Origin of the sequence: Gemmatimonas sp., assembly GCF_027531815.1 — a bacterium.
In the GTDB taxonomy this organism is placed as follows: Bacteria; Gemmatimonadota; Gemmatimonadetes; order Gemmatimonadales; family Gemmatimonadaceae; genus Gemmatimonas.
The window spans coordinates 226,332-248,982 of the sequence record NZ_JAPZSK010000001.1 but is presented as its reverse complement, the minus strand read 5'-3'; the positions used below and the strand labels follow the sequence as shown (position 1 = coordinate 248,982).

Sequence of the window (22,651 nt, the reverse complement as noted above, 5' to 3'; positions counted from 1 at the left end):
GTCGCGCCGGCGCGGTAGCTTGCGGGCATGGATCAGGACCGCGGCCCCGACGTGAAATTCCCACCCCCGCTGCTCTTCGTGGCGGGGCTGGGTGTGGGGGCGGTGCTCGATCGCTATGGGCGTGTCCCGTCGGTGGTGCCCGCCAACGTGGCCACGCAAATCGCCGCGATCCTGCTGATCATCGTGGGTCTGGCCATCGTGTATGTCGGCATCTTTACGTTTCGGCGCGCCCGCACCGCCGTCTATCCCAATCGCCCGGCAACGGTGATCGTGCAGCACGGCGTGTATGGGTGGACACGCAATCCCATGTACGTGGGAATGACCACGTTCTATGTGGGTGGTGCGCTGCTCATGCACTCGCTCGGGGCCCTGGTGCTGCTGCCCGTGGTGTTGCGCCTGCTGCACGTGCAGGTGATCGTGCGCGAGGAGCGGCATCTGCATGCGGCCTTTCCCGAGGCCTATGCCGCCTACTGTCGTCGGGTGCGTCGATGGCTCTGACCCGCGCCGGGGCCCTGTGGCGCACCGTGGCGCGAGTGCGGCACGCGCGTATGCATGCGCGTATGCACACCCTGATCGGGGGGCTGCTGCTGTCGTGGCTGCCGGCGCTACCCGTGCGGGCGCAGCCGCTGCCCATCGTACGCCCTGTGCCGGGGATGCTCATTACGCGGTCGGTGAAAGTGGCTCCCGGGACCTACTACTGGAGCGGTCGGGCGTCACTGGACTCCGCGCTGCTCACCGTGCGCGGCAACGACATCACCGTGGACCTGCGCGGCGTGACCTTCGTTGGCCTGCCACCCGACAGTGCGCCCGATGCCGCGCGTGGTACCGCGGTGCGCATCGATGGGGGGCGCAACGTACGGGTGCATGGGCTCACGGCCCGTGGGTACCGCATCGGCATTCTCGCCCGCAACGTGCGCGGGCTCGTGCTCGAACACAACGACCTGTCGTACGGCTGGAAACCGCGACTGTTCAGCATCGTGGAGCACGAAAGCCTCAACGACTGGCTGTCGTTTCACCGGAATGAGCAGGACGAATGGCTGCGCTTCGGGGCCGGCGTGTACCTGCGTGGCGTCATCGGGGGGCGGATCATTGGAAACACCGTACGCCAGTCGATGAATGGCCTGCTGCTCTCGCACAGCGATTCCCTCGACATCCGGCGCAACGATGTCTCCTTCAACTCGGGGCTCGGCATTGGCCTGTACCGTGCCAGTTGGCACCGCATCGTCGAGAACCGGGCCGACTACAACGTCCGCGGTTCCTCGCATGGCTTCTTCCAGCGCGGGCAGGACTCGGCGGCGCTGCTCATGTTCGAGCAGTGCACGCACAACGTCGTGGCCTACAACAGCATGACACATAGTGGTGATGGCCTCTTTCTGTGGGCAGGCCAGCACACCATGGATACGGGGCAGGGAGGCTCGAACGACAACCTGTTTCTGATGAACGACTTCAGCTTCGCGCCCACCAACGGGATGGAAGCCACGTTCAGCCGGAACCAGTTCATCGGCAACCGGGTGGTGGGCAGTACGCACGGATTGTGGGGCGGCTACAGCTACGAGTCGCGCATTGTGGGCAACTGTTTCGGTGACAACCGTATCGGCGTGGCGGTCGAACACGGTCAGGGCAATCTCGTGGGTGGCAACCACTTCGTTGGCGACACCCTGGCCCTCCGCGTGTGGGCCGACTCGGTTGAACCCGGCGAGTGGGGCTATCCGCGCCACCGCGACACGCGCAGTCGCGACTGGCGCGTGGTGGAGAATCGCTTTGTCCGTGTGGGCACGCGCTGGCAGATCGTCAATACGCACGTGATCGACTCGAGTCGCAACGTGCAGAGCGACTCCCTGTCAGGTCCCTGCGAACCGGCCCGCATCATCCCCACCACGGCGTGGTGGCGGCTGCCGGATATTCCGGGTGCGCCGCGCCGTTGGCCGGCGCGTGCGGAGGCGTCACGCGGGCGCGACGCGATCGTGGTGGACGAGTGGGGGCCGTACGACTGGCGCTCGCCGAAGCTGTGGCCGCTCGACAGCACGCGCGCTGTGCCACTCCGGCTGCGGGTTCTCGGACCGTCAGGACGCTGGCGCGTGGCCTCGTTGCGCGGCGTCCAGTCAATCACCCCGGCCCGCGGCCGTACCGGGGATACGGTGCAGGTCGTACCGCATCGCGACGCCACGGGCGACTGGCGCGTGGAACTGGAGTTCGTGGGCGCGGCAACCCGGTCGCCGCGGGGCGTGGCAGCGCGCGCCGGGGTGCCCGTGCGGTTTGCGTACGAGCGCGTCGAGCCGACGCAGCACTGGGTGCAACGCGTCTTCCGTTACGACGACCGTACCGATCCGTTCCGCCACCCGGCCGCCTTCGACTCGCTGTTGCGTTCGACCCCGTTGCTCGAGCGCGTGGCACCGCGGCTCGACTGGCTCTGGTCGCGGCCGCGCGACCCGGCCATACCGAGCACCCACTTCGTCATGGAGGCCACCTCGACGCTGTCGTTGCCGCCCGGCACCTGGACGTTGCGCACGCTGAGTGACGACGCGGTCCGGGTGTGGGTGGATGACCGTCTGGTCATCGATCACTTCGTGCCCCACGAAACGGTACCGGCCTATGCCCGCATCGCAAGCGGGCACCATCAGGTGCGTGTGCAGTATGTTCAGGTCCGTGGCTGGGTGGAGCTGCGCCTCGATGTACTGCGTGGGGCGGTGCGCCCCTCGGCCGGCAGCAGCGGCCCGCACTGAGGCAGGCGTACGCAGGAGCACTCCGCCTCGGCTTCGGCGCACGGGACTGAGGTCGTACCCTGAAAGGGGAAGCGAAAGATCGTCACCCCTGGGAATGACGCATCGCATCCGCCCGTTCCGGCCACGGCGGTGACGGATTTCGTCCCGCCCGCCGTGGCGCGTTGCTCCCCGGCTGCCGGCCCCCCACATTCCGGTCCCATGAGCCAGCCCGTGCCTGTTCCTCCCTTCCGCTGACCCGGTCATGACCGTCTCCTGGATCGATTGGGTCATTGTGCTGCTGTCCATCCTCGTCTGCTTCGTCCCGGCGCTCTTCCTGGCCAAGCGCTCGGGGAGCAGTACCACCGAGTTCTTCGCGTCCGGGCGGTCGGTGCCGTGGTGGCTCGCGGGCCTGTCCATGGTCGCCACGACCTTTTCGTCGGACACCCCCAACTGGGTCACGGAGCAGGTCCGCCGCTACGGGGTGGCGGGGAACTGGCAGTGGTGGGCCTTCGTACTCACCGGCATTGCCACGGTGTTCTTCTTCGCGCGGCTGTGGCGGCGCTCGGGGGTGCTCACCGACCTCGAGTTCTACGAGTTGCGTTACTCCGGTCGGGAGGCGTCCTTGGTGCGCGGCTTCCGGGCCGTGTACCTGGGACTCTTCTTCAACTGCTTCATCATGGGGATGGTGACCCTGGCGGCGTGCAAGATCGCGAACATCCTGTTCGGGCTCGCGCCGTGGCAGACGATCCTGCTCACCGGCCTGCTCAACGTGGTCTTTGCGGCGCACTCCGGTCTCTGGGGGGTGCTCGTCATCGACATGATCCAGTTCTTCATCAAGATGACAGCCGTCTTCGCGGCCGCGTGGTTCTCGCTCGTGGAGGTGGCTCGTCGCCTGGGCAACAGCGAGAGCGGCTGGCTTGGTCTGCGCCTGCTGGTCGAGCGGCTGGCGCCGCAGCAGGTGGTGCAGGGGGGCGGTGACGCCCAGCCGGTGATGTCGGTGAAGGATGGGCTCGGACAGCCCATTCTCGACATGATGCCGAACTTCAGCATGTCCGAGCTCGCGCTCATGATCTTCATTCTGCCCATCGCGGTGAGCTGGTGGGCCAACTGGTATCCGGGGGCCGAGCCGGGGGGCGGGTCCTATATCGCGCAGCGCATGCTCGCGTCGAAGTCGGAGAAGGATTCGTTGGGCGGCACCCTGTTCTTCAACATCGCCCACTACGTGCTGCGGCCGTGGCCGTGGATCATCACCGCGCTCTGCTCGATCATCGTCTACCCCGATCTGGCGTCCATCAAGGCGGCGTTTCCGGCGGCCGATCCGGCGCTCATCGGCCACGATTCGGCCTTCCCGGCGATGCTGAAGTTTCTCCCCGTCGGTTTCGTGGGGCTCATGATCGGCGGGCTCATTGCCGCCAACTCGTCGACGATCCTCACGCATCTCAACTGGGGGTCGTCCTACCTCGTGCACGACTTCTACCGGCGCTTCGTGCGTCGCGACGCGCCCGATGCGCACTACGTGCAGGCCGGGCGTGCGAGCACCGTGCTGCTGTACGTGGTGGCGGCGCTGCTGAGCCTCACCATGAGCAGCGCGCAGCAGGCGTTCCAGGTGCTGCTCTCCATTGGTGCCGGCACCGGCCTGCTGTACATCGCGCGCTGGTTCTGGTGGCGCGTCTCTGCATGGTGCGAGATCGTGGCCATGGTGATGTCGCTGGTGACGTCGTTGGCGGTGCCGCGGTTGCTGCCCGACGCGGATTTCGCCACCATCACGCTGGTGCAGGTGGGCGTGACCACGCTGGCGTGGCTGGTAACGGCCTACGTGGGACCGCAAACCGACCAATCCACCCTGCTGGCGTTCGTGCGCAAGGTGAAGCCGGCTGGCCCGGGGTGGACGGCGCAACGCGCCGCCGCCGGGGTCTCCGACGCCGAGGTGGTACGCGAGAACGCCATCGGGGTCTCGCTGCTGGGGTGGATCGCCGGCTGCCTCGTGATCTGGTCGTCGCTGTTCGCGATCGGCAACTTCCTGTACGCCCCGGGCGATCCGTCGCGCCTCACCGATGCGTGGATCCTGACGGCCGTGTTCCTGGTGAGCGGCAGTGTGCTGCTTGGCGTGACGCGGAAGCTGTGGGCGGAAAGCGAAGGGTAACGGGGGGGAGGGCGGGAGACGGCGTCATGGGAGACGGCGTCATGGATGACGGCCGGACCGGTAACGGCGGGTTACTGCGGGGACCGTCGTCTGTGCTCACGATGGTGAGCGTACGCCTCTTCCTCGTCCAGTGTGCGGAGAAAGCGGGTGAGCATCTTGCACACGAGCACGCGCTTGTTCTCGCAGCGCCAGTACTCCGACTCGGCGATGGCACCAGCGTGGCGCGCGACGCGCAGATGCACGCCCACCTCGTCGGCTGAACCGCGCGCGATACGCAGGTGATTGGCGAACTGGGCGCGACTGCCGCGCGCCCCTTCGGCGATGTTGGCCGGCACCGAGTCGACGGCGCGGAGCAGCTGCGCCCGGATGCGTGGTGCACGCGTGAAGTCGAGACGGTCGATGTGCTCGTGTACGGCGTCGGCGAAGTGCAGCGCCGCTTCCAGCACCCTGAGGTTTCGTGGATCGTTCATGCGCCACGATAGTCCCGACCTTCCCCACCGGTGTCATCCATTCGGCGCGCGCATCATCACCACAACGCAGACCGTCCCCCGCCGTCACCGGTCCGGCCGTCACCCATGACGCCGTCTCCCATGACGCCGTCTCCCATGACGCCGTCTCCCATGACGCCGTCTCCCATGACGCCGTCTCCCATGACGCCGTCTCCCATGACGCCGTCTCCCGCAGTTCCCGCCGTTCCCGCCCCTACCGCTTCCGCTTCGCTCCCGCCAGCGCCCGGTAGTATTCCTCGACCATCTGCCGGTACTCCGCTGGCGCGGTCGCCCGTGCTCCCACGGCGGGACGTCCGTCGGCGCTGCCGGCTGCGGCGCGGTACAGCGTGAACTCGAAGTCCTTGAGCCGGTCGAGCAGCGCCGTCTGCAGCTGTTCGAGCCCTTGCGGGTCTCCGAACGCCCCGGTGTTCTCCAGCTCGCGCATCGCCTGGATGGCGCGATCGAGGTCCTGCGTGCTCACCCCCTGCGCCGCCGCTTCGCGCCGTACCTCCTCGGCGGCCTGGCGGCGCAGGCGGAACTCGCGCGCGAACTGCGTGGCCTCACCGCGCGGTATTCCGCCGCCACTGCGCGGCGCTCCGGCAGCCATTCCACCCTGTCCCGGCTCGTCGCCCGGCATACCGCCGCCGCGCGCAACGCCTTGCGCTGCGCCACCACGGTTCCCGCCCTGCTGCCCCTGCTGCCCCTGCTGCCCCGGCTGCCCCGGCTGTCCCTGCTGTCCCTGCTGTCCCTGCTGTCCCGGCTGCCCCGGTCGGCCCTGCGCGCGGTCCGCCACCCGGTCACGCAGCGACTCCATGCCCGCCACGAGCTCGCGCGTACGCTCGAGCGTGCGTTCCTGACCACGCGCCGCGCTCTCGCCCTGCAGCGCGCCACGTGCGGCGCGAAGTCGCTCCGCCACATCGCGAATGTTCTCGCCAATCTGATTTTCGAACGCGCCCGCGTACTCGCCGCTGCCGTTGCGCGCGACCTGCTTGGAAAACTCGATCTTGTCGGCCAGGCGCGTATCACGAATCGCATCGGCCGCGCCGCTCAACTGACCGGCGGCCTTGGGCTGATCCCGACGCGCCGATCGTGACAGGCGATCGGCCTCGCTTTCCAGGCGACGGACCTCTTCAGCCAGGCGGTCCTTCTGCTGCGACAACTGCTGCAGGCGCTGCCCGCGCTCACTGGGAGAGGCCTCGGGTAGCCCCTGAACCGCTTCCTGGATCTGCTGCTGCTGCTCTTCCAGCTGGCGCGCCTTGTCGGCCAGCTGCTGCACGCCGCGTGAGGTACTCGAGGCCCGAGCCCCCTCCAGATTGCGCGCCGCGCGATTGAGCTCCTCGAGAGCGGCATTGCCCTGCGCCGCCGATCCGGTGGCGGCACGACGCATGTTGTCGGCCGCCTGCTGCAACTGCTCGGCCGCACGCTGCAGCTCCGGATTGCTCTGCTCGCGCGCCAGCCGCTCAAGACGGCGTGCTTCCTCCTCCGCCTGTCGCGCCAGCTCCCGCTGTGCACCGCTTTGGCTGCTGTTGCCGTTCGCGCCGCCCGGTCGCGCGCCTCCGCTGGCGGAGCCGCCACTGGCTCCGCCGGCGGCACCACCCGATTCCGCCAACCGCTGCCGCATCGCCTCGGCCATGCGCTGCAACCGCTCGTTCTCCTGCTGCTGGCGGCTGGCGAGCTGCCGCAGCTTCTCGAGGGTCTCGTCGACCTGAGGCTGCGACGGATCCGCCGCGCGCTGCTGCTGCATGGTTTCGTACTGATTGCGCTGCTTGTCGTTCTCCAGTTCGAAGAGGTCGGCCAGATCTTCGGCACGCTGCTGTCCACCTCCGCCGCCGCCCCCGCCACCACCGCCGCCCCCCATCTGGACCTGCACGTCGCGATAGAGTGCCTCGGCGCGTTGCAGGCGCTGCAGCGCCCGCTGCTCCGCGGGCAGCGCGCCGCTGCCACGCACACGTCCGAGCTGCTCCTCGGCGGCCTTGAGTTCCACCGCAGCCTGCTGCAGTTCCCCGCGAATCTTCGCGAAGGTCGTGTCCTGCGCTGCCACGCCGCGCTCAGCCAGGCGCTTCACCAGCTGTTCCACGTCCTCACGCAAGCGCCCTTCGGCAATGGCCAGCGTCGTCATGTTCTCGCGACGCACCTTGTCATTGGTGCTCGCGCTGTCGCGCAGCCAGTTGAAGGTGCCGGCCACCACGTCGCGCTGGCGCGCCACGAATCCATCGGGGGAATCCCCCTGAGGCTGTCCACCACCGCCCTGCTGCGCTTGCTGCGCGCGCTGGTCGGACTGTCGGTAATCCTTGCCGAAGGGACGCACCTCCAGGAAATACACATCACTGCTCCCCACCAGCCCGGCACCGTCCCTGGCCACGGCGTGGTACGCCACCAGATCGCCTGGCTGCAGTGAGAGCTCCTCGAGGAACAGCGTATGGGCGCCGCGGGCATCCCGCGGGCGCCGCGCCCCCCCGGTCACCTGCACACGCTTCTCCTCGCCGCCGTTCACGCGGTAGCGAAGCTCCAAAGCGGTCACCCCCAGATCATCGGTTGCCTGCAGGGCAATCGTGACCTCATCCGTGTTCAGAACCTTGGTGTCGCGTCCCGGCTCCTCGATGCGCACAACGGGGGCGCGATCAGGGATCGCGTCCACGACATACTCCACGGCGCCGGCAACGGTCGTGCCATCGGTTGTGGTGAGGTCAACCTGATAGAAGCCACTGCGGCGTACCGTGAACGCGCCCACAAGGGCGCTGTCGCCTTCACGCGTCATCGCCACCGTCCGTCCATCATCGAAGCGCAGCGTGCCGCCACCCACCGCGCGGGTGACGCGCGCGCGAACGGTGACGGTCGTCCCCACCACCGCCGCGACGTCGCCGGTGTCCTCGATCTTCTCCGGCGGCAGCCCACTGTATGCCGGAAAACGGAGGTCGAGCGACACCCGCGACACGGCAGGCAGGTCGTTCACGGTCAGCGTGAAGACTGCCGATCGCACGTCGGCAGACTCCACGTAGTACTCGGTGCGCTGGACGATATCGAACAGTCGCGACCGGAACCGCGCCGAGTCGGCGTCGGGCGCCATGGGCAGGCGTTGCCACGCACCGGTGTCGTTGCCTGCGCTGTCGCTTCGGAACACGAGTTCGGCGCTCGACGCCGCGAACCCCACCAGCCCCGCTTCCACCTCGATGGCGCCGCCGCGCGGCACACTCACGCTGCCGGGGGAGATGGCCAGCATACGCACCGGCACGGCCGCCTGGGCCGTCCCGAAGGGTACGAAAAGCACGCGGGCTCCATCCCGCACCGACTGCGGCCCCAGCCAGAGCAGCGCCCCCGCGACGGCGACGACACCGCCGAAGGACTGCATGGCGCGCACGATCCGCGGACGCTCGAGTGCCATGCGGGACTCGAGTGGCCGAATCGCTGCCACGGCCCGCTGCATCACGCGCGCCGACAGCGTGGGCGACGGACGCTGCGCCTCGGGGAGCTGCGCTTCCTGCACGGCGGCCAGCAGTGTCTGGCGCAACGAGGGCTCGCGCTCTTCGACGTACAGCGCGAACCGTTCATCCGACGCGCGCCGCAGCAACGGCACGATCAGGCCGCGCACAAGCGCGACCGCGATCAGCAGGTAGCCCACTACTCGGGCAATGGTCGGTCCCGTCTCATTGCCCGCAAAGAGCCGCAGCAGCCCCCACGCCGCCACCACGGCAAGGACCGTGGCGACCGCAAGCCACACCAGCGATTCGCACAGTACACGCAGGCGCCACTGCCTCCGCAGCGCGTGCAGCGTCACGAGCAACTGCCGGTCGGGACTCATAGGAGATGCTCCGGAATGGGAATCGCGGCGTGCGTTGACCGGGCGATCATGTGGTGCGCTCCGCGCCCGGGCGTGTCGACGGCTGTGCGACCACCCGTCGCGCGGTGCCGCGCCGGCCGCGTGTGGCCAGCACCGTTTCAAGCGTCAAGGCAACCAGGGCCAGCAGCAGCAGCACCCGCCAGGGCGACTGCCGCCGCTCCAGCTCTTCGTCGGTCTGCGGACCGGCGCTGCCCTGCGCCGCGCTGTCCGAGGCCACGGTGGCACCACCCGCCTGCACACCAAGCAGGAGTTCGGCCGTGTCCATGGGCGTGAGCACCGATTCCGAGGTCGGCACATTCACCGCCAGCAGCGCCGCCGGTTCTCCGCCCACCTGACTGGCAAAGGCGCGATAGACACCGGCATCGGCCAATGGCACGGCCGCGCCCAGCGAGTCGGCCGTTGGTCGGAGCAGCGTTCCGTCTGGCGACTCGACCACCGGTGCCGCGAGTGTGCCGGGGAGCGCCCACCGGTCGCCCGTGCCGCGCCAAAGCGGCGCCGCATCGCGGCCGGACGTGTGCAGCACGAGCTGTCGCACGAACGGCAGGTAGGCGGGCTGGAGCGGGAAATCGCCGGCCGTATTGTCGAGCGGCAGCGCGAGCAGCAGGAGACGGCCGTTGCCGACCTGCCGTTCGAGGATTGCCGGCAGGCCGTCGTCGAACCGCGCGAGCACATCGGCGTCCGGCTGTGCATCGAGTCGGGCGTAGCGAAACATCCGTACCGCGCCAAGCGCATCGGCGTTTTCGCGGAAAGGAGCGAAGAGCGGATGCTCCGTCCTCACCTCGCGCAGCGTTCCCCCACGGTCGGACAGGCGGTCGGCGGTGCCGGCCAACGATGCCGGGAGCAGCGGAGACACCGACCCGCGACGCTCGGCCAGCCGACGTCCGACCACTACGATCGCGCCCCCGCCCTCCTCCAGCCATGGTGTGAGCGTGGCATCGGGGAGCACATCCCAGAAGACACGCACCGCGGCCGGCCGGGCATTGCCGCCGGGCATCCCGCCGGGGCGCGAAACCATCACCGACGGTGCGCGACCAATGCCCAGCGCGCGCTCGAAGTACAGCGTTTCGCCACCCCCCGACAGCTGCACGCCCAGTTCGTCATCACGCGGTACGACGGCCACGAGCGTGTCGTCGGCCGCGAGCGCATCGGGGCTCATGGCCACCAGGACGGCGACCGCGCCCTCCGGGGCGGGCACGGGATCGAACGTCACCACCGTCTCGCCGCCCGCACTCACCGGGACCGTACGTGACGCGGCATCACGCCCGTTGATCACGAGGTGCACGGTACGCTCCATGGGCGCGTCGCCGCCATGGCGGCGCACCCGTGCCTTCACCGCCAGCACCGTGCGGGCCTCCTGCACGACACGGCGCGCGTCGAGGGCATGCACCGTGGCGTTCTCCCATGACGCCGGTCCCACCGGGATGCCGCGCACCATCACGCCCGCGGGCAGCTCCACTCCGGCCACACCGAGCGCACCGGCCCGCTGCAGGTCGGAAATGACCAGGATCTCCGCGGCCGCGAACGGGGCGTCGAGCAACAGCTGGCGCGCTGCACGCAGCGCCGGCGCCAGCCGAGTGCCACGACGGCGCGGCGACAGCCCGTTGAGCGATGCCAGCACGGCTGCCCGGTCCGTGGTGAGTCGCTGCCGGGTTTCCGCCTGATCGTCGTATGTCACCACCGCGATGCGATCCCCCGTGCCCAGCCGCCCCACCACGGCGCGGGCCGAGTCGAGCGCACGGGCCCAGGTGCCCTCGTACCCCATGCTCTGCGAACGGTCGAGGAGCAGCACCACGGCCCGCGAACGCGAGTCGGTACCCGCCACACCGCGCGCGCGGAAGAGTGGCCGCGAGAACGCGAACACCAGCAGCGCGAGCAGCAGCAGCCGGAGCAGCAGCAACGGCCAATCGCTGACCCGCTGCCGTTGCTCCGTGCGGATGGTGATCTGCTCGAGGAACATGAGCGACGGAAATCGCTGCGGCCGGTCGCGATCACGGTGCCGCAAGTGCAGCACGAGCGGCACGACCAGCGCGGCGAGCCCGGCGAGGAAGGCGGGAACGAGGAAATTCATCGCCGTCTGCTCATCGCACGCGGCTGCGCGAGAGCCGCGCGTCGAGGTACGCATGCAGGGCCCGGTCGAGTGGCTCGCTGGTGTCGAGTCTCACGTAGTCGGCGCCCGCCGCGGCCAGGCGGGCCTGCAGTGCCGCATGATGCGCCGTGACCAGGGCCTGGTACTGCTCACGCAGCACGCGGGGTTTGAGCGGCAGCAGGGCGCCACTCTCCGCATCTTCGAACGTGGTATCGTCGTCGCCCGGCAGGTCACGTTCCGCGGGGTCGACCACGTGGAAGACGATGCAGTCGTGGCCGTGCATGCGCAGCGCATCCACGGCGCGACCAAGGGCCGCCGGCTGCTCATAGCAGTCGGTCACCAGCACGATGATCCCGGCCCGCTGCGAAAGCAGGCCGATCTTGCCCAGCGACGCCACCAGCTGGCTGGGGCCGCCCGCCTTCGTGGTGGCCAGCGTATGCAGGAGGCGCTGGAGATGCCGCACAGACGGCGGGATGACCTCTTCCAGCTCCTGCGTGAACGTGGCCAGCCCCACCCGGTCCCCCTGGGACTGCGACAGCCACGCCAGACTCGCCACCAGCATGCGGGCGTACGCGAACTTGGTCACGGCACCGCTGCCGTACTGCATGCTCCCCGACGTGTCCACGGCAAAGAGCACACTGGCGTTGGTGTCGGCGTCGTACTCCTTGATGTAGAACCGGTCGGTGCGCCCGTACACGCGCCAGTCGATGCGCCGGAGATCATCGCCGGGCTGGTACGAGCGATGCTCGGCGAAGTCCAGTGACGAACCCTTGCGCAGGCTGCGATGCTGCCCGTGCATGAAGCCGTCCACGACGGTGCGCGCGAGCAGCGCGAGATCGGCGATCGTCGCGAGCAGTGCGGGGTCGAGAAAGGCGGCAGGGGCGGCAGGCACGGGCGCAGAAATCAGAGAGCGGAGCGGGGCACGGACACCGAGTCGAGCAGGCGCGCCACCATGGCATCGGTGGTGAACTTCTCCGACTGCGCCTGGAAATTCACGAGCACGCGGTGTCGCAGCACGGGACGGGCCAGCGCCTTCACATCGTCGAATCCGGCACTGGCCCGCCCCTGCAGCAGCGCGCGGGCCTTGGCCCCGAGCACCAGGGCCTGGGCCGCGCGCACCGACGCGCCGTAGCTCACGTACTGCTTCACGTAGTCGGGGGCGCCGCTCTCGCTGGGACGCGTGCAGCGCACGAGCTTCACGGCGTAGCGCGTGACTGCATCGGCAATGGGCAGCCGGCGTACCACCCGCTGGTACGCGAGGATTTCCTCCTTCGACACCACCGGGTGCACCGCCTCCGGCGGCAGTGCCGTGGTCGCCTTCACCACGGCCACCTCGTCTTCCTCCGGCAGGTAGTCCAGCATGACCTCCAGCATGAACCGGTCGAGCTGCGCCTCCGGGAGGGGATACGTGCCCTCGAGTTCGATGGGGTTCTGCGTGGCGAAGACGAAGAACGGCTTGTCGAGCTCGTAGGTGCGTCCCTGCACGGTGACGCGCCGTTCCTGCATGGCTTCCAGCAGTGCCGCCTGGGTCTTGGGTGGGGTGCGATTGATCTCGTCGGCGAGCAGCACGTTGGCGAACACCGGCCCGGGCATGAAGGCCAATCGGCGCTGTCCGGTGGCCGGGTCATCCTGGATGACGTCGGTGCCAGTCACATCGCTCGGCATGAGATCGGGCGTGAACTGGATGCGCGAGAACTTGAGGTCGAGCGCCCGCGCCAGCGTGGAGATGAGCAACGTCTTGGCCAGCCCCGGGACACCCACCAGCAGGCAGTTGCCGCCGGCAAACAGCGCCACGAGCGCCTGTTCCACCACGGCATCCTGCCCAACGATCACCTTGCGGAGTTCGCTGGCGATGCGCTGACCGGCACCCTGCAGACGGTCAGCGAGGGCGGCATCGTCGAGGCGATCGAGTTCGGAAAGAGAGGCAGTCACGCAGGTCCTCGGTGGGGGGAAGAGTCAGCGGGTCAGTGCGTAGATCACGTAATTCACGCCCAGCTTGTACGCTTCATTCGACATGTCGACGGGGAACATCCCCACGTCGGAGAACTCCCACATCTCCGACAGGTCGTTGTTGTAGTTGGCGATCGCCAGCAGGCGCTTGCGCGGATCGTTGTCCTCGAAGAACCCGTAGAACACCGCCTTGAGCCCGTAGAACGGGTGCGTGTAGTCGAGCGAGGTGATCTTGTAGAACGAATCGAAGATGGGGTGCGACGTATCCAGCGGGACGGCCCGCACGTTGGGGAGTACGCGCTGCATCTGGCTTTCGAAGTTGAACCAGTGCTGACCGGCAAAATCGTCGAAAATGATGAAGCCGCCCTTGGCGAGATAATTGCGCAGCCCGAGTACTTCCTTGTCGTTGGGGCGCCAGAATCCCGGCTCGGCCATGTATGCCACGGGGTACTTCCCCAGCAGCGGATCATCGAGCGTGAGGATGTTGCTCGCTCCCAGACGCACGCGCGCCGTGGAGAGCTCACTCATGATCTTGGTGAAGTTGCGTTCGCCGCGCGGATAGTCGTGCGACCACGGCAAGTCGCGCCCGCCGCGAAAGCCGCTGCTGCTGCTGAAGTCGGGAAGGATGTACTTGACGCGCACCCAGGTGAGCCGTCCGTCGTACGGCACGTTCGGTTCGAATTCCGGTGCTCCGCGGCGCCGCTGGCCTTCCACCGCCGCGAGCGCCACCAGCGACAGCAGGGCGCTCGCCATTGCAGTCCATCGGCGCCACCAGCGCGTGTTCCGTTCCGTCATGGGGTCCCCCCGCGCTTGCGGAGCTCGAGCAACAGCTGCTGGGCGCCCTCGTAGCTCGGGGCCTCTTCCAGCAGGCTCAGAAGTTCGCGTCGTGCCGCTGCCGTATCGCCACCCGCCGCGAGCGCGCGGGCAAGTTCGAGCCGCGCTTCCATGAGATCCGGCGGCCGCAGCGCGATCACCGCGCGCCGCTCGCGAATTGCCCGCGCGTGGTCGCCGGCCCGCGCGGCGAGCACGGCCAAGGCTTCGTGGTCTCCCGCCGTATACGGCCAGATCCACAACAGCCGATCGAGGGCCGCCATGGCGCCCGCGAGATCGCCGCGACGTTCACGGAGTTCCGCCTCCAGCTTGTTGGCCGCATAGGCGGTTTCGTCGCGCCCCGTGACCTGTTCCACCATGGCCAGTGCCAGCGTCGTGTCGCGCACGTCGAGCGCCACGCGCGTGAGATACCACGCCGGTCCATCGTCGCCGGCATAGGAGGGGAACAGCTGCCGCGCCTTGTCCAGCAGCACCCTGGCCGAGTCGCGGCGCGTCTCCATCAGACCCATTGCCTGCCGCATCGTGCGCACGAACTCGCCGCCGCTGCTGTCACGGCCGTCGGCATCACCCAGTGAGCTCAGCTCGGTCGCGAAGCGTCGTCGCATCCAGGAATCGAACTGGGCATCCACCTGCGCCATGCTCAGCCCCAGCACCTGCTGCATGGCGCGCGGCGTGTCGGCGCCATCGCGATACGCGGTAAGCAGCGCCGGTAGCGCAGGCGCGCCACGTAGCTCTTCCACCCATTCGCAAAACAGCGAAGCGTGGTAGTAACTGAAGCCCGTTTCTTCCGGGTATCGCGGACGCATGAACCCGTCGTTCATCTGGCTGACCGGTCGCAGGCGTCCACTCCGGTACGCCAGCATGTACGGCAGCGACGTGCGGGCGCCCCATCCCACATGCGCGCGCCGTTCCTCGAGCACCGAGAGCCCTTCGGAGAGCCACCGGGGAACGCGATGCCCCGAAGCGCCCAGGGTAAACGCGTGCGTGAGCTCGTGCCACGCCGTGCTCCCCCAGTTGAACGCACCGCGCTCCCGCGCATTGGGGGTATCCATGGCCAGCAGGCTGCCAAAGCTCACGCCCAGCGCACCCAGTCCCGTGAGCCCCACGGTGCGCACGGAGAAGTCGGCATGCTGTCGGAAGAACTCGAGGCGCACCGGCGTGGGCGCCTGGTACCCATAGCGGCGTGAGAGGGAATCGTAGGCCTGCTCGAGCAGTGGTACGATGTACAACGCCAGCAACGCGGCATCATCGGACGGTGCCACGACTTCGAAGCGTCCCTGCCTGATGGTGCGGAAGCCGCGCATCTTGTCCAGCAGATCCAGGGTGTTCTTGTGCCACAGATTGTAGGGATCGAGCGCAAAGGCCCGCTCCACCGACAGGCGCCCGGCATCCAGCTGCCCGATGCGCAGCTGATTGGTGCCCAGCACTCCGAGCGCCTGTGCCGACAGGCTGTCGAAGCGCACGGCCTGCTCTGCCAGGCGCACGGCTTCGGCGTACCGCCGCTGTCGCACCGCTGCCTCGGCGAGGGCCGTATAGAACTCGGCGGGCCGCGGCTGCAGGAGGGTGGCGGCCCGCAGTGCGCGCTGGTGCGTGGCGGAGTCGCCGCGCAGCCACGCCTGTGCCCCCAGTACCGACCACGCCGAGAGCAGCATGCTGTCGGCGCGCACGGCGCGTTCGGCCACGGCGCGCGCCGAGTCGAACGCCTCGGCATCGAGGTGCAGGCGGGCCACATACGACAGCACGCGCGCACTGGTGGGGGCCGCCGCGAGCGCCTTGCGTGCCGTGGCCATGGCCGTGCCCTTCCCCTCGAACTCCTCCACCATGGCCAGCCCCAGCAGCGCCTCCGCGTCACCATCCGCGCGGGCGAGCACCGCCTCGAACGAGGCGCGCGCCTCGGGGCCGTTGTACGCGTCGAGGAAGAGCTGCCCGAGGCGCCGCCGCGCGTCGAGGTTGCCCGAATCGGCGGCCACGGCCAAATCGAACGCCGCCAGCGCCGCGCGAGTCGCCGCGGCGTTCCCCGTCGCCAGCAGCACGTACGCCCGACCGGCCGCGCTGTGTTCGGCGCTGCTGCGCGTGCCTGTCTGTTCGTACGTGGCCGTGATGCGACGTGCCTTGGCCATGGCGTCGGCGCGGTCACCGCGCTGCGCGGCGGCCTCGGCTGCGGCGACCTCGGCGCTGTACCGATCGGTGCGCGTCGGTACCTGTGCGCAGGCGGTGGAGAGAGGAATCTCCAGCAGCACACTCAACAGGCCACTCGCCATCACCAGCCAGCGACGGTTCACTTGCTGCCTCCCGCCGCCTTGATGGCGGCCGACTTCTCCGCCAACGCCAGCAGCAACCGCTCGAGTTCGGCCTCGTAGGCAGCCGGTTCCATGGTGGCCTTGCGCGCCCGCAGCGCGGCGACCTGTGACTCGAGTGCCTGCCGTTCCTCCAGCAGGCGGGCCACGCGCGGATCCGAGGTGGCAGCGCGCGCGCCGAATGACACCCGGGCCGCTGCCGCGGAGTCGCTGAGCACCGCATGTTCGGTGAGCATGCGGTTGTTCGCCTCGTACGACTTCGCCACCTCCGCGCGCGCAAAGCGGAACGCCTCGAGCGCAGACAACCGTCCATCCTTGTTCGCGTCGGCGTCGTCGGTAGTGAGGGCGCGGGCAAAATGCTGCAGAAATTCCGCCTCGTTCTTTTCGACCGCCGAGCGCGTGGCGGTCATCACCACCCGGCCGCTCCCGGCGATCACCGGCACGAAATCCCCGCTGCCAGTGGCGGCGTTCACAAACACCACCTGTTGCGCACCGAAGGGCGCGAGCCACGCGGCGTACTCGCTGGCGGTGGCATCAGGGCCTGGCAGGTTCACCTTCGAGCCGGCGCCCTCACCACTCCCGTGACCCACCAGCAGCACGAGCAGCACGTCGCCGGGGCGCGTCCGCCGCGACAGCGCCGTAAACGCGCGCGCGATATTCTCGCGGGTGGACCGCCCGTTGAAGGCCGTTGAATCCTCGGTGAGGACAATGAGACTGGAGTCGCTCACCCCCCATCGCGTCGCGGCGGCCGACCGCACGGCGCTCACGGCGCTGCCGAAGCGCGTCTTGAACGCCGGGTCCCCAGAGAGCCCCGAGACGATGAGAACGTGCGTGCTTTGTGCGGCCACGGCCCACGGCGTTCCCGCCGCGGCCAGGCAGGCGAGTACACCGGCCAGTCGTCGTCCCAGCGCCTTCATGCCAGTCCCCTCCAGCGTCGGTAGCTCCACTCGGCCCCGAGCACGAAGGCCAAGAGAAGAAATACCGCCGGCATGTCCCACAGATCCTTCGCCTCGCGCACGGTCACGCCGGCGTTCGTATACACGGCGTCATCGGCGAGGGCGCCGGCCTCGGCAATCGGGTAGTAGCGCCCGCCGGTCTCGTCGGCAATGCGCCGCAGCAGCGGGGCCCGCAACTCGGCGTGCGCCACGTCGGCCCCCCGTTCGTCCACCAGCACCGTGGTGGTCACCGCCTGCACTGAATCGCGCCCGGTTACGGCCACGGCATCCACGATGTAGCGCCCGGTGTCGCGGGGGGTGAACCGGGCCGCGTAGCTGCCGTCGTCGCGCAGCGACCACTCGAGGGCCAGGGTTTCACTGCCGCCGGCCGGTGCGGTGACGGTGGCCGTCACCTCCGCGTCGTTGATGTCTTCGAACTGTGGCGTGGCCACCTGTGCCCGCAGCACCACAGTCTCGCCAGGCGCCACGCGGGCTGGCGTGGTCGTGACCTCGAAAGGCGACGGGGCGCCGTCCACGAGCCAGCGCGTCATCTGGCGCCAGAAGGTCTGGTGTGAACGGTCTTCCACCGCGATGCTGGCGTCCATGCGCCACAGCCATGAGTCCTGCACCGTGAAGACCGCGCTCATGCCCCGCCCATAGCGTTGCCACGCCAGCACGGGAACATCACTGCGTCCGTCTTCCGTACGACCCGCGAGCAGCAGCGTGGCGCCCGCGCGCAGCGCGCCCACACGGTTCACGAGGGTGAGCGGGGGCAAGGAGTCCCACCGCTGTCGCGAGGCGGCCAGGGTCTCCCGCAGCTGAAGAGCCGGGTGAACGTCACCGGCGCGCGTGGGGCGTACCTGCACCGAGGTGGCCGGCCCGTCCACGTTGATCTCGCCGCGCGTGAGGGTGAGCGGCAGGACGTCCGCGAGCGGCGTGCCGGCAAATCCGCCTTCACTGAGCGAGGCGCGGCCACCCAGCACGAGCAGGCCGCCACCGCGAACGCTCACGAAGTCGGCCAGCATGCGCAACTGCTCGCCGCTGAAGAAGGCCGCCTCGACGCTGCCGAGGATGATGGCGCGATAGCCGAAGAGCTCCTCGCGTGTGGTGGGAAAGCCAGTGAGCAGTTCGAGACTGTCACGCACACCAAGTCGCAGAAACTTCCGCTCGGCACTGCGCATGAGTCCCACCACCTGCATGGCGCTGTCTTCAGCCACGGCGCGCCGCAGGAACGCGAATTCCGGACGCGGTTCCCCTTCCACGTAGAGTACGCGCTCGGGGCCACTGCGCACCTCGAGACTGGTTTGCCACTCGTTGTTCTGTGTAACGACTTCGTTGGCGAGCGGGCGCGCCCGTACGGCGAGGCGGTGCACGCCGGGCGGAAGCGGGGGAATGCGCATGCGCAGGGTGCCAAGATCACCCTTGGGAGGGCGCTGCATGTTCTCCGTGGCAATCACGCGCCCGTCAGCCTCGAGTGTCACCGACACGCCGCGTTCGTCGAGGCCGCGCATCCGGATGTCCGCCTCTACGACACCGGCGGCTCCGGCGAGCAGGCGCTGCGGCGCCTGCACCCGTTCCACCGCCACGTCGCGCGCGAAGCGCTCCGTGCCCACGCCCACCGTGTAGACCGGCACGCGGCGGGCGCGCAGGCCGAGCAGCGCGTCGTCGAGTGAGGAGCTGCCGTTGTCGGCCCCGTCGGTCACCAGCACGACGCCTGCGAGCGGCATGCCGTCGAGATCCTGTCGCACGTCGTCGAGCGTTTGCGCGAGGTCGGAGCGGGTACCCGCGGCGCGTCCCTCATCGGCGGTGCGCACCGGCGTGGCACCGGCGGAAAACCGGAAGCGGCGGATCGCGAATCGGGCCCCCAGCGCGCGCATGAGCGCCGTGCTGTCATGGAAGGCGCGCTGCATGACGGCGAGGCGCGACATAGCAGCCGTGGTCGCGCTGTCGCCGCGCGCGACGGACGCGCCGACATCGGTGATGCGCATGCTGCGCGAATCATCGAACACCACCGCGAGCACGTTGCGTTGCGGAACAGCCGCGGCGATCACCAGGCCGGGGCGGAAGAGGCAGGCCAGCACCAGCAGCACGGCGGCCGTGCGCAACGTCGCGAGCAGGAACCGATCACGCCAGGGCAGCGTGCGCAGGCGCACATGGCTGGCAACGATCAGCAGCACCAGCACGATTGCGGCCCCGATCAGCAGCATGGCCGGTACGACCGGCGCCGTCACGAACTCCCCGCGGGCAAACGCGCGCGGAGAGTACTTGAAGAGCCAGGTGCCGATCGTGTCGAACCAAGATCCCACGTGAGAACGGCCGGTGAGGGACAGGAAGGGCAGGCGAACACGAAACGACACGGCACCCACACGGTGAGTTGGGCCCACCATGCATCCTACGATGCACCCACGGACTCGTCCTGCACCAGCGCAACGCGCTCCCGTCGCGCGACGCATGAGCTAGACGCAACAGTGGCCCGCGACGTTGGCGCCAGCGTGACGACGCGACCAGCGCCTTAACGGTCAGGACCGGCGTACGTCCAATGGGGTGAAGCGGGCGCCGGCTGGGCGCCGCCACACTCAACCGGAAGGCTTATATGACACATATCCGTTCCCGTCTGTTGCTGGCGACCGCGCTTGCCAGCCTTGCACTCGGCACCGTGGGTCAGGCACAGGCCGGCGCCGGGGCACCCCGTTCGCGCGAGCAACAGGGGCCCGCCGGCACAATGCGTCGCGGTGGGCCAGCGGCTGGTCCCAACGCCGGGGCGGGTGATCGGCGCATGGGTCGTGGAGGCCGTGGCAATCCGGCCGGCATGCTGTTGCGGATGCGCTCCGAACTGCAGCTGACCGATGAGCAGGTGAAGCGACTCGAAGCGCTGCAGGATGCGCCGGCCGCGCGGGCCAATGAAGCCGATCTGCTGCGGGCGCGTGCCGATCTGCTCGAAGCCACCCAGGGTGATGGCAACCTGTCCAAGGCTCGCACCGCGCTCGATCGCATGAGCGCACTGCGCAACGAACAGATCATCGCCGGTCTCAAACAGCGACAGGAGGCGCGTGGGGTGTTGACCGCGCAACAGAAGACCCGCGTGGACAACATGCGCCGCGAGCTGCGGCAGCGTGGGGCGATGCGCGGGCAGCGTGGCGCTGCGCGAGGGGTTCGCAGCGGAGGTGGTAGGGGGCCCGGTGTTGGCGGGATGCCGTTCCGTGGTCAGCGCGGTCCCGACGGGCCGCTTGCGCCAGGGATGAACGGCGGCCGGGGACGACGCGGTGCGCCAGAGGCACCGGTAGCGCCGGACAGCCAATAACCGCAGCGCGCACCACTGTTGTGGGTTACGAACGCCGCGTGCCCCCGATGCCATAGGGTATCGGGGGCACGCGGCGGTTCGGTGTTCCGTTGGCGCATTACGTGTTCGCCGATCGACCGCCGCGCTCCTGCGTCTGTCGCCACCGTGCCACGTCGGCAGGGGTATCCAGATCGAAGGCCCCGTCGCCGAGGGGCACGGCAATGGTGTCCTGCTGCAGCAGCGGCTTGGCACCCTGTTCACCAGACAGCATCTCCAGCCACGGCCAGTCGGCACGAGGGAGGATCGCGGGAATGCCACGGGCAGGCGCCGTGGTTGCCGCTACACTTGCGGTGGGCATATACGCCCCCGCCACGTACGCCGCCGCCACGCGCTCGGTCCCAGTGAAGTGTGCGCGCAAGGCCCCAAGGAACGGCGCGGTAACCGCCGGCATGTCACACGGCGCAATGAGCACGCCCTGCACCTCGTCGGTTGACGCGGTGATGTCGAGCAGCGTCCGCATCCCCGCGCTAATGGAGCTCCCCATGCCATGAGCCCATGCCGCGTGTGTGACCACGTGCACCGACTCGTGCGCCAGGCTGCTCGTCACCGCTTCGGCGGCGGCGCCAACGACGACGAGGACCGGGGCGCACCCCGCATCACGAAGCGCTCGCGCCATGCGCACCACGGCCGGAACGCCGGTCTCGTCCACCAGCAGCTGCTTGGGCTCGCCGAGGCGATGCGACCCGCCGGCTGCCAGCAGCAGCCCGGCGACGCTGCCTGGAGACATGAGTGGGCTGCTCAGCCGTCAGGGAACTCGGGGAGATCACAGCGCAGCGGCTGGTCAGCCAGCGTGCGTGCCGCGTCGCGAGCGAGGAGCTCGGGGGTGGGCGTGCGCGCATGAATGGGACTCTGACGCTCACGCAGGAATCCCGCCGGGCGCGCGTGAATCACCGCCTCGATCTCGGCAATTGCCGCCAGCGCAATGGACGCCGGGGTCTCCCCACCCAGATCGAGACCGATGGGCGCGTGGAGCTTGTGTCGCTGACGTGCCGTGAGCGGCGTGCCGCGCAGAGCGAGCTGCTGGGTGGCCTGCTCGGTGAGCTGCGCGGCGCGTTGCCGAGAACCCAGCACCCCCACGTAACCGAACGGGAGGGGTAGGGTGGCGGTGAGCCACGCCACGTCGACGTCGAAGATGTGCGTCAGCAACGCGACGGCCGTGCGCTCATCATGCGGCAGCTCCGTCACCGCCTGCTGCACGGCGTCGATCTGTCCCACCCGGCGTACCGCGACCCCCGCGGGTAGTTGCAGCGCGTCCAGCAGCGCCGGGCGGTGATCGAGAACCGTGACCTGCCAACCCAACGTCGCGGCGATCTGCGCGAACGCCTCGGCGCCGCGCCCGGCCCCCACGCAGTGCAGCGCAACGGGTGCCACCAACGGCTCCACGAACACGGTGACATCGTCGGCGATCGCGTGCAGCACGGCGTGCCCGGTGCGCCGCGCCGCATGCACGAGCGGCGCGAGCTCGTCGGTCGAAACGAGCCGCGACTCATGGTGGAGGCGATGCCACCGACCATTGCTCACGCCGCCGTCGAGCAGCACGCAGGTGGCCCCACTTCCCCGGGCATCGAGCACGGTAACCACCGCGCCCCCCTGCCGTCGGCCGCGCACCGATTCGGCTTGTGCCATCCAGCGCCAATCGGGGAGGGGCTCCAGCAACAGATGCGCGATGCCGTCGCACCGGGCGCCGAAACCCCAGATCGTCTCGAGGTCGGCGCGCAAGTCGTACATGAGGCGCAAGGCCCGCCCGCTGGCACACACCTCGCTGGCGCGCGCGGCCACATCGCCTTCCAGGCAGCCGCCGCTCACGGCCCCCGCCAGCACCCGAGCCTCGGCGTCCACCAGCAATCGCGCCCCGGGCTGTCGGTACGACGAGCCGTCTACCTGCACGAGGGTGGCGAGCGCCAGCGGGACGTCAGGCCGTGCCAGACGCGCGGCCTGGGCGGCACGCGCAAGATCGACGAAGCCGGACACGATCGCTCCTGGGGGAAGGCAGGGATGACGAGCTGCCGCACACAGCGGCACTCAACGGCGTACACCGATC

The 22,651-nt window shown here is 69.1% G+C and carries 16 protein-coding genes; 4 read left to right on the top strand and 12 right to left on the bottom strand.

What is annotated here, in order from left to right:
- Positions 1-27 precede the first annotated feature (27 nt).
- From O9271_RS01045 to O9271_RS01035, 3 genes are all read left to right on the top strand, one after another.
- Positions 28-498, top strand: a complete 471-nt coding sequence (locus O9271_RS01045; protein ID WP_298265320.1) for an isoprenylcysteine carboxylmethyltransferase family protein — start codon at positions 28-30, stop codon at positions 496-498.
- Positions 489-2,723: a NosD domain-containing protein gene (locus O9271_RS01040; RefSeq protein ID WP_298265318.1), complete on the top strand. Its 2,235-nt coding sequence runs from the start codon at positions 489-491 to the stop codon at positions 2,721-2,723. The genes O9271_RS01045 and O9271_RS01040 overlap by 10 nt, the downstream gene beginning before the upstream one ends.
- A gap of 241 nt (positions 2,724-2,964) precedes the next feature.
- Positions 2,965-4,845: a sodium:solute symporter family protein gene (locus tag O9271_RS01035; RefSeq protein WP_298265316.1), complete on the top strand. Its 1,881-nt coding sequence runs from the start codon at positions 2,965-2,967 to the stop codon at positions 4,843-4,845.
- Between the two features lie 71 nt (positions 4,846-4,916).
- Here the strand turns inward: O9271_RS01035 and O9271_RS01030 are convergent, their stop codons facing one another.
- The 10 genes from O9271_RS01030 to O9271_RS00985 are packed head-to-tail and all read right to left on the bottom strand — an operon-like array spanning position 4,917 to position 19,627.
- On the bottom strand, positions 4,917-5,315 hold the full coding sequence (locus O9271_RS01030) for a four helix bundle protein (RefSeq protein ID WP_298265314.1): 399 nt from the start codon (positions 5,313-5,315) through the stop codon (positions 4,917-4,919).
- A 56-nt stretch (positions 5,316-5,371) separates the two neighbouring features.
- Positions 5,372-5,512, bottom strand: a complete 141-nt coding sequence (locus O9271_RS01025) for a hypothetical protein (protein WP_298265312.1) — start codon at positions 5,510-5,512, stop codon at positions 5,372-5,374.
- A 35-nt stretch (positions 5,513-5,547) separates the two neighbouring features.
- On the bottom strand, positions 5,548-9,132 hold the full coding sequence (locus O9271_RS01020) for a DUF4175 family protein (RefSeq protein WP_298265310.1): 3,585 nt from the start codon (positions 9,130-9,132) through the stop codon (positions 5,548-5,550).
- Positions 9,133-9,178: 46 nt separating this feature from the next.
- Entirely contained in the window at positions 9,179-11,239 is a 2,061-nt protein-coding gene (locus O9271_RS01015; protein ID WP_298265308.1) for a BatA domain-containing protein, read from the bottom strand.
- Positions 11,240-11,249: 10 nt separating this feature from the next.
- Positions 11,250-12,149: a DUF58 domain-containing protein gene (locus O9271_RS01010; RefSeq protein ID WP_298265307.1), complete on the bottom strand. Its 900-nt coding sequence runs from the start codon at positions 12,147-12,149 to the stop codon at positions 11,250-11,252.
- 11 nt (positions 12,150-12,160) lie between these two features.
- A complete protein-coding gene (locus tag O9271_RS01005) occupies positions 12,161-13,189 on the bottom strand; it encodes a MoxR family ATPase (protein WP_298265305.1) in 1,029 nt (342 codons plus the stop codon).
- Between the two features lie 24 nt (positions 13,190-13,213).
- A complete protein-coding gene (locus O9271_RS01000; RefSeq protein WP_298265303.1) occupies positions 13,214-13,960 on the bottom strand; it encodes a DUF4159 domain-containing protein in 747 nt (248 codons plus the stop codon).
- A 38-nt stretch (positions 13,961-13,998) separates the two neighbouring features.
- A complete protein-coding gene (locus O9271_RS00995; protein ID WP_298265301.1) occupies positions 13,999-16,320 on the bottom strand; it encodes a tetratricopeptide repeat protein in 2,322 nt (773 codons plus the stop codon).
- Positions 16,317-17,252 (bottom strand): hypothetical protein, encoded by a 936-nt coding sequence (locus O9271_RS00990; protein ID WP_298265299.1) that lies wholly within the window; start codon positions 17,250-17,252, stop codon positions 16,317-16,319. Before O9271_RS00990 ends, O9271_RS00995 begins: the two co-directional genes overlap by 4 nt.
- Complete coding sequence (locus O9271_RS00985) at positions 17,249-19,627, bottom strand: glutamine amidotransferase (RefSeq protein ID WP_298265296.1); 2,379 nt, start codon at positions 19,625-19,627, stop codon at positions 17,249-17,251. Before O9271_RS00985 ends, O9271_RS00990 begins: the two co-directional genes overlap by 4 nt.
- Before the next feature lie 236 nt (positions 19,628-19,863).
- Here O9271_RS00985 and O9271_RS00980 point away from each other — a divergent pair, with 236 nt between their 5' ends.
- Positions 19,864-20,571: a Spy/CpxP family protein refolding chaperone gene (locus O9271_RS00980; RefSeq protein ID WP_298265294.1), complete on the top strand. Its 708-nt coding sequence runs from the start codon at positions 19,864-19,866 to the stop codon at positions 20,569-20,571.
- A gap of 97 nt (positions 20,572-20,668) precedes the next feature.
- Here O9271_RS00980 and O9271_RS00975 read toward each other — a convergent pair whose 3' ends face one another.
- Positions 20,669-21,337 carry an NTP transferase domain-containing protein gene (locus O9271_RS00975; protein ID WP_298265292.1) on the bottom strand — a complete coding sequence of 223 codons (669 nt, stop codon included), beginning with the start codon at positions 21,335-21,337 and terminating at the stop codon, positions 20,669-20,671.
- A gap of 11 nt (positions 21,338-21,348) precedes the next feature.
- The gene (locus tag O9271_RS00970; RefSeq protein WP_298265290.1) at positions 21,349-22,581 is read right to left on the bottom strand and encodes an XdhC/CoxI family protein; all 1,233 of its coding nucleotides are present in this window, start codon (positions 22,579-22,581) and stop codon (positions 21,349-21,351) included.
- Positions 22,582-22,651: the final 70 nt, after the last annotated feature.

Excerpts from the sequence above, each read along its gene's own strand:
- O9271_RS01045 (WP_298265320.1), top strand. The coding sequence starts at position 28 with ATGGATCAGGACCGCGGCCCCGACGTGAAATTCCCACCCCCGCTGCTC.
- O9271_RS01040 (WP_298265318.1), top strand. The coding sequence starts at position 489 with ATGGCTCTGACCCGCGCCGGGGCCCTGTGGCGCACCGTGGCGCGAGTG.
- O9271_RS01035 (WP_298265316.1), top strand. The coding sequence starts at position 2,965 with ATGACCGTCTCCTGGATCGATTGGGTCATTGTGCTGCTGTCCATCCTC.
- O9271_RS01030 (WP_298265314.1), bottom strand. The coding sequence starts at position 5,315 with ATGAACGATCCACGAAACCTCAGGGTGCTGGAAGCGGCGCTGCACTTC.
- O9271_RS01025 (WP_298265312.1), bottom strand. The coding sequence starts at position 5,512 with ATGGGAGACGGCGTCATGGGAGACGGCGTCATGGGAGACGGCGTCATG.
- O9271_RS01020 (WP_298265310.1), bottom strand. The coding sequence starts at position 9,132 with ATGAGTCCCGACCGGCAGTTGCTCGTGACGCTGCACGCGCTGCGGAGG.
- O9271_RS01015 (WP_298265308.1), bottom strand. The coding sequence starts at position 11,239 with ATGAATTTCCTCGTTCCCGCCTTCCTCGCCGGGCTCGCCGCGCTGGTC.
- O9271_RS01000 (WP_298265303.1), bottom strand. The coding sequence starts at position 13,960 with ATGGCGAGCGCCCTGCTGTCGCTGGTGGCGCTCGCGGCGGTGGAAGGC.
- O9271_RS00990 (WP_298265299.1), bottom strand. The coding sequence starts at position 17,252 with ATGAAGGCGCTGGGACGACGACTGGCCGGTGTACTCGCCTGCCTGGCC.
- O9271_RS00980 (WP_298265294.1), top strand. The coding sequence starts at position 19,864 with ATGACACATATCCGTTCCCGTCTGTTGCTGGCGACCGCGCTTGCCAGC.
- O9271_RS00975 (WP_298265292.1), bottom strand. The coding sequence starts at position 21,337 with ATGTCTCCAGGCAGCGTCGCCGGGCTGCTGCTGGCAGCCGGCGGGTCG.